Annotated in this window: 2 protein-coding genes; both read left to right on the top strand. The window is 34.0% G+C overall.

The features are described 5' to 3' along the window. On the top strand, positions 1 to 623 hold a 623-nt coding region (locus PZE06_RS25720; protein WP_150949449.1), incomplete at its 5' end, for a helix-turn-helix domain-containing protein. After that, the coding region (locus PZE06_RS25715; RefSeq protein WP_225310742.1) for an IS3 family transposase at positions 509 to 1395 on the top strand (887 nt) is incomplete at its 3' end. The genes PZE06_RS25720 and PZE06_RS25715, both read left to right, overlap by 115 nt.

The raw sequence follows: 1395 nt of genomic DNA, 5'->3' as shown, positions 1-1395 counted from the left end.
GGTACCGACCCCCAGAAGTTAGAGTAATAAATCTAACTTCTGGGGGTATTATTATGGCCAAATATAGTGAGGAATTTAAAATAAAGATTGTTACCGAATATTTGAATGGAAATCTTGGATACAAACGATTGGCTAGAAAATATAACTTGCCGTCTGTGACACCTTTAAAAAATTGGGTAAAAGCATATAAAACTCAAGGTATGGAGGGGTTAAAAAGACGAAAAGGTAAGGAAGCATACTCTATTCAATTTAAACTGGATACGATACAATTTATGAAAAAGACAGGCGCTTCTTATCTGGAAACTGCTAATCAATTTAAATTAAACAATCCTTCTTTAATTAATCGCTGGATGAAAGAGTTTAATGAACAAGGAGTAGAAGGCCTAAAACCAAAACCAAAGGGGAGACCTTCTATGTCTAAGAAACCTAACACCAATAAACAAACAAAAAAGGAAGAAAATAAGTTAACACGTGAAGCAGAGTTAGAACGTGAGAATGAACTATTGAGATTAGAAATTGCTTACTTAAAAAAGCTGAGAGCTTTTCGGGAAAATCCGAATGTCTTTCCCGAAAAGCACAAGCAAAATTGGCATTCGAACTCAAAGAAGAAGGATTCCGATTAAAGGATATTTTCCTTGTTGTGAGCATTCCTGAAGCAACCTATCATTATCATGTAAAAAATTTAGGGAAAGAAGATCCGGACTCGGAACCAAAAGAACTCATCACTCAACTATTTAAGAAGTTTCATGAACGCTATGGTTATAAACGAATCACAAAGGAATTAAAGAAATTAGGATATTGTGTTAATCATAAAAAAGTGTATCGACTTATGCGGGAACTAGGATTAAAATGTGTAAAATTCATGCGGAAATCTCGGAAATATAATTCCTATAAGGGGAAGGTTGGTAAAGTAGCGAAAAACCGTCTATCCCGTCGTTTTAATACACCTATTCCTCTTCAAAAATTAGTAACTGATATTACAGAATTCAAATGTCTAGGAGAAGAGAAGTTGTATTTAAGCCCTATCCTTGACCTTTATAATGGAGAAATTACTTCTTTTGGAATCAATAAACGACCAACATTAGATCTTGTGATGGAACCTTTAGAAGAAACGATTGAGATTATAAAGAATCACGCAACCTACCGTACTATCATTCATTCGGATCAAGGATGGCATTATCAGCACAACCAATGGGTGAAAAAGTTAAAGAAAAATAAAGTATTCCAAAGCATGTCACGTAAGGCAACCTGCGCAGACAATGCGTCAATGGAGAATTTCTTTAGCATTTTAAAGCAAGAGATGTATTACGGGGAAAAACTAGTAAGCTATGAAGATTTAAAAAGAAAAATAGAAGATTATATTTACTGGTATAACAATATACGATCAAAAGAAAA

The sequence above is a fragment of the Robertmurraya sp. DFI.2.37 genome, from assembly GCF_029211245.1.
GTDB lineage: Bacteria > Bacillota > Bacilli > Bacillales > Cytobacillaceae > Robertmurraya > Robertmurraya methanolica_A.
Note: the sequence above shows the minus strand (reverse complement) of the source record. Positions and strands in the feature narration are given on the sequence as shown.